The sequence below is a fragment of the Nostoc sp. 2RC genome, from assembly GCF_014222165.1.
GTDB lineage: Bacteria > Cyanobacteriota > Cyanobacteriia > Cyanobacteriales > Nostocaceae > Nostoc > Nostoc linckia.
In genome coordinates this window covers 1-5,811 of the sequence record NZ_JACKZU010000461.1, presented here as the reverse complement: position 1 = coordinate 5,811, position 5,811 = coordinate 1, and the positions used below count along the sequence as shown (strand labels likewise).

Sequence of the window (5,811 nt, the reverse complement as noted above, 5' to 3'; positions counted from 1 at the left end):
CACATAGACAAGACCCCTCCCCAACCCTCCCCTTGGCAAGGGGAGGGTGCCGTCAGGCGGGTGGGGTATCTATCGCAAACATTTTTTGAATCGGTATAATCTGTCTAAATAGCTTTGGGAAAACTGCATAAGTTAGTAGTCTGTCCCATCAATTCTACTGGATAAAAATGTTCGTAGTCAGGAGTTTAGTCCTTGATTTTATAAGCACTAAAGTGCTTACTACGAACCTTTCAAAACTTTTGGGACAGACTATTAACTTCCAAAATCTTTGATTTCACAGATAAGTACAACAAGTATTTGTCAGCTAGTAAGGAAAACTGCCCTCTCTACTGACCACAGAAATAACCTTACTAATACTTCACAAAATTTTTTGACCCGCCATCATCAACAACTTTGTTAAGTCAGGACTATCATCCAAATTCTCTGTGACGCCAAGCTGTTCTGGATATCTAAATTTAGGAATAAATGGATGAATTTGATATTTGAAGCAGCCAATAATTAAGAATGAATTTTGCATTTTACTTCTTTTTTTGGCAGTTAAAATGTAGGAGTAACTCCCAAGTAAAAAAATATTGCACAGAAGATTGTTAGCTGTTGACGGTTGACAGTCAACAGTCAACGACAGGAACCTGCATAATTTATTTTTTGGAGTTCCCAGAGTTTGTAGCTGTAAGGCTCAATAATGCCAAAGCTTTTGTAGAATTTTCTTTTTCGTACGTATAAAACTTTGGTTGAGTGCTTTTGTAAAAATTGACTCTGCAAACAAACAAATTTTTGCAATTTTCGTTTGCAGATAAAAGGGGGACAGAAGATTTCTACGACTCGCTCAATGTAAGTGAGGACTTTGAGAGAGTTTGAGCGTTCTTCTTGATTTTATCAACGCATTGTGGGCGTCAAAAATATGAAAAAGGTGATTCTGGCGCATCGCACAGGCCTTTTTCTTCCCCCTTTATTGATTATAAACAATTATGGAAAATGGTGTTGCCTACTATGGACAACATACGTTCGAGTTTGAATATTTTGTAAAAGTTTGTAATCGCTACTTGAGTGCTTAAAATTGAGCGATAAATTCCTCAGCAAGGGTCTTGCACAATTCATCAAACAAACTCTAGTAATCTGTCCCATTAATTTTGTAGGGAAAAATGTTTGTAGTAAGGACTTTAGTCCTTGATTTTTAAGCACTAAAGTGCTTACTACGAACTTTTCATAACTAATGCGATGAACCACTAGTAGTGTTTAAAAGGGAACAGTGAACGGCAAACAGGCAACAGTCCAATGGGGATTTGTACAAGGACGCATTTACACTGTGGGCGTACACCATCTGGTTTCAAATGTTTGATTTTTTTCATTTATCAAGAATTTACAGATTTTGAAGTATTAATTCATACAAAAGGTGTAATGTCGTGAGTTTGTCACGCCCTGAAGAAAACTATTCTTGGAATAGGTTTAACGAACCATTACCAGAACAACTCCACTTAGTTGAAGCTAACGAATTTCTTCCCCGCATCAGCAAGTGGACTAGCATTGGTGCGGGAGTTCTGCTGACTACTTTTGTAGTGGGGGTGACTTTAACATCTGTTTTAAATTACAACGTTACGGTGAAAGTTCCTGCAACTATTCGACCGGCGGGAGAATTACGGGTTGTTCAGTCTGCTATGAGTGGAAGCGTTCAAAACATTAATGTTCAGGAAAATCAAGTTGTGACTCAGGGACAAGCTATTGCTCAAATTGATGGTTCCCATCTCCAGACTCAAAAAAGTCAACTAGAAAGTAATATTAGGCAAAGTCAATTGCAACTAACTCAAATTGATGCTCAACTGCGTCAAAATGAAATTCAGATTGCGGCGCAGATAAGTTTAAATAATCGCTCGATTATGGCTGCACAAGCCCAATTAGACGGTACGCAACGCAACTATGAAGATCGGCAAGCGATCGCTACAGCTGAAATGGCACAAGCACAAGCAATCTTGACTTTAGCAAAGGCGCAACAAGAACGATCGCAACAACAAAAATTCTTCACAGCAGCTATTGAAGAAGCCAAAGCTGCTTTAACTTTAGCCAAAGTTCAACGGGAACGATTACAACGAGAAAAAGTTTTGACGGCCACTGTACAAGAAGCGGAAGCTGCTTTGACTTTAGCTAGGGTGCAACGCGATCGCTTACAGCCAATAGTAGCATCAGGAGCCGTTTCTCAAAATCTATTTGAAGAAAAAGAACAAGCAATTATATCTGCCGAAGCGAAACTAGAACAAGCTCAAGCCAACGCTAAAAATCTCCAGGAGGAAAAAGAACAAGCTATTAAAACGGCTCAAGCAAAGCTAGAACAAGTTAAAGACAACGCCAAAAATATTCTAGAGGAAAAAGAACAAGCCTTAAAGGTGGCCGAAACAAACCTACAAAAGGCGAAAACTGCCATTAATCCTACTTATTCTGCTGTAACTGTTGCATCCGAAGGGATTAAGCAGGAACAAGCCAGAGGAGAAGCTACCTTAGCCGCTTTGAAAAAAGAACGAGAAACTCTACTCCAGCAACGCCTGGAAATTCAAAAGGAAATCGATCGCAACACTAAAGAACTGCAACAGATCCAAATCGACCTCAATCGAAGTATAGTGCGATCGCCAATCACCGGAACACTGCTGGAATTAAATCTTCGCAACCCCGGACAAGTAGTCCAACCAAGCGAAGCCATTGCTCAAATTGCCCCTCTCAATGCACCTTTATTAATTAAAGCTAGCGTACCAGCTCATGACATTGATAAAGTCAAACCAGGACAACAAGTCAAAATGCAGGTTTCTGCTTGTCCCTATCCAGACTACGGTACTCTCAACGGTAGCGTCAAAACAATTGCCCCAGACGCCCTACCAATTGCCAAAAATAATGCAAATCCAAGTGTAGCCCAAGTAGTTGCCTATGAAGTAACTATTGAACCACAAACTCTATATGTTGGTAGAGGCCACCGCAAATGTTATCTCAAATCTGGCATGGAAGGTAGATCTGATATTATTTCTCGCCAAGAAACTGTACTTCAATTCATTCTCAGAAAAGCCAGATTTATCACAGAATTTTGAAATCAGAAGTCAGGAGTCAGAATTCAGGAGTCAGGAGTCAGAATTCAGAATTCAGGAGTCAGAAGTCAGAAGTCAGAATGAATAATATTTTTATCGTAATCGTATTTGAGTGGTGAAAAATGTCAGTGGTGACTGTCAACAGTCAACAGTTAACAGTCAACAATCAACAGTTAAGGTTAACATGTTTAATCTATTTAAACTCGGTAAAAATTACGAGTGTGTTTTACAGTTGAGTGAAGAGGACTGTGGAGCAGCATGTTTGGCTGCAATTTGCAAACATTATGGACGTTTTTTAAGTATCAATCGCTGTCGAGATGCAGTTGGAACTGGACAGTTAGGTACAACTTTGCTGGGTTTAAAACGTGGGTCTGAGGCTCTAGGTTTTAATGCTAGGGCAGTTAAGGCTGCACCTGCCATTGTAGACAAAATTAAAGAAATACAACTACCAGCAATTATCCATTGGCGTGGTCACCATTGGGTTATTTTATACGACCAACGGGGAAAAAGTTATGCGATCGCAGACCCAGCTGTAGGTATTCGTTATGTCAGCCGAGAAGAGTTGACCACAGCTTGGAATGGGGTCATGTTATTAGTCGAACCAGATCCAGACCGCTTTTTTCAGCAGCCCCAAGAAGAAGCAAAAGGTGGTTTAGTACGCTTTTTTCACCGGATATTACCTTATCGTGGGTTGTTGACTCAAGTTTTAGCGCTGAATATTGTTCTGGGTTTACTGGCTTTAGGTACTCCGGTTTTAATCCAACTACTTACAGATGATGTCCTTGTACGTGGCGATACTCAGTTACTTACTGTTGTCGTCTCAGCTGTTGTAGTCATGAGCTTGTTTAGCAGTTGTCTGCAAGTATTACAAAGCACCATGATTGCTCATTTTGGTCAACGACTGCAATTAGGCTTAGTTTTGGAGTTTGCGCGAAAAATTCTTCAGTTACCCCTTAATTATTACGAAGCTCGTCGCAGTGGGGAAATCAGTAGCCGACTGAGAGATATCAATGAAATTAATCAGTTGGTATCGCAAATTGTGGTTCTTTTACCCAGCCAGTTTTTTATTGCAGTGATATCTTTCTGCTTGATGTTATTTTATAGCTGGAAACTAACATTAGCAGTTATTTTGTTTGCAGGGTTGATGACTTTATCTACCTTACCTTTTTTACCAATCCTGCAACAAAAAACGCGCAATTTGTTGGTTTTGGGGGCGGAAAATCAAGGAATTTTGGTAGAAACTTTTAAAGGAGCGCAGGTACTTAAAACCACAAATGCTGCACCGCAATTTTGGGATGAATTCCAAAGTCGTTTTGGTCGTCTAGCAAATTTGACTTTTAGTACTATCCAAATCGGAATTATTAACGGTACAATTGCTAAACTTTTGGCTACTCTCGGCGGAGTAATTTTACTTGGGCTAGGAAGTATTTTGGTAATTCAAGGAGAATTGAGCATCGGTCAAATGCTGGCTTTTAACGCCCTACAGGTGAATGTTCTAAATTTAATTGATTCTTTAATTAACTTTGTCGATGAATACTTTCGCTCTCACACAGCAGTGTCTCGTTTATTAGAAGTTATTGATGCGACACCGGAAGTAGTTGGAGGTAGTCAAAAGCCAGTTGCTCAAATTTCTGGGGATGCAGATATTCGCTGTTCTCATTTGCAATTTCATCACCCAGGGAGAGTTGATTTATTAGAGGATTTTTCTCTCAAGCTTCCTGGGGGAAAAGTAACTGCTTTAATTGGTAAATCAGGCTGTGGTAAAAGTACTCTGGCGAAAGTGATTGCAGGTTTATATCAGCTAAACTCTGGCAATATTCGCATTGGCTTCTATAACATTCAAGACCTTTCCTTGGATTGTTTGCGACAACAAGTAGTTTATGTACCCCAAGAACCTCATTTCTGGAGTCGGTCGATTTTGGAAAACTTCCGCTTAGGAACGCCTTACATTTCCTTTGAAGAAATTGTCAAAGCTTGTCAAATTGCAGATGCAGATGAGTTTATCAGTCAACTTCCAAATCAATATCAAACTGTTTTGGGGGAATTTGGGGCGAATCTCTCTGGCGGACAAAGACAAAGATTAGCGATCGCTAGAGGTATTCTCACTAATCCACCCGTACTCATTTTAGACGAAGCAACCGCCGGACTCGATCCAGTCAGCGAATCTCACGTACTAGACCGACTCCTGGAATACCGACAAGGCAAAACTACAATCTTAATCACCCATCGTCCCAGTGTCATTAATCGAGCCGACTGGATTGTCATGCTAGATAAAGGTCAGGTGCAAATACAAGGTACTCCTGAAACTTTTCTCTCTCAGCAAGGAGAGCATTTAAAGTTTTTATCACTGTAAAAAATAGCTGCTAAGCAAATAAAACTATGTCTGAAAATATCCAATCCGACAATTCTCAATTTTTCCAAGATTTATCGCCAGAAGAACAAGAAAGCCTAGTGGCTGGACAGAATATACCAAGTGTAAGTAATTTTTTACTCCAGCAAGCTAAAACTGAAACTTCAGCAAGCAACCTATTAATGACTGCAAATGGTGATGTTTCTTCACAAAAATCTAAATATATAACCTCACAACTTAACCTAGCATCTTCCCTAAACTTAGATTTTTCCATACCAAATTTTAGTTCCTTGGTAAATCTCATCAATCAGCCTATTGTAAATATTCTCAATAAAATATTTGCCAACAAATAAATCGGTTATTAAAAAGCATTTTTACTTTCACACATTTATGTGA

General features: G+C 39.5%; 4 protein-coding genes. 3 read left to right on the top strand and 1 reads right to left on the bottom strand.

From position 1 onward, the window contains the following. Positions 1–358: 358 nt before the first annotated feature. Positions 359–517 carry a hypothetical protein gene (locus GNE10_RS31285; protein WP_185569781.1) on the bottom strand — a complete coding sequence of 53 codons (159 nt, stop codon included), beginning with the start codon at positions 515–517 and terminating at the stop codon, positions 359–361. Between the two features lie 886 nt (positions 518–1,403). Between GNE10_RS31285 and GNE10_RS31280 the strand changes: the two genes are divergently transcribed. From GNE10_RS31280 to GNE10_RS31270, 3 genes are all read left to right on the top strand, one after another. Further along, the gene (locus GNE10_RS31280) at positions 1,404–3,068 is read left to right on the top strand and encodes an HlyD family efflux transporter periplasmic adaptor subunit (RefSeq protein WP_185569779.1); all 1,665 of its coding nucleotides are present in this window, start codon (positions 1,404–1,406) and stop codon (positions 3,066–3,068) included. 181 nt (positions 3,069–3,249) lie between these two features. Then, positions 3,250–5,418: a peptidase domain-containing ABC transporter gene (locus GNE10_RS31275; RefSeq protein ID WP_185569777.1), complete on the top strand. Its 2,169-nt coding sequence runs from the start codon at positions 3,250–3,252 to the stop codon at positions 5,416–5,418. A 26-nt stretch (positions 5,419–5,444) separates the two neighbouring features. After that, positions 5,445–5,768, top strand: coding sequence for a hypothetical protein (locus GNE10_RS31270; protein ID WP_185569775.1), 324 nt, complete (start codon positions 5,445–5,447; stop codon positions 5,766–5,768). Positions 5,769–5,811 lie beyond the last annotated feature (43 nt).

Coding starts and splice junctions, on each gene's coding strand:
- GNE10_RS31285 (WP_185569781.1), bottom strand. CDS start 517: ATGCAAAATTCATTCTTAATTATTGGCTGCTTCAAATATCAAATTCAT.
- GNE10_RS31275 (WP_185569777.1), top strand. CDS start 3,250: ATGTTTAATCTATTTAAACTCGGTAAAAATTACGAGTGTGTTTTACAG.
- GNE10_RS31270 (WP_185569775.1), top strand. CDS start 5,445: ATGTCTGAAAATATCCAATCCGACAATTCTCAATTTTTCCAAGATTTA.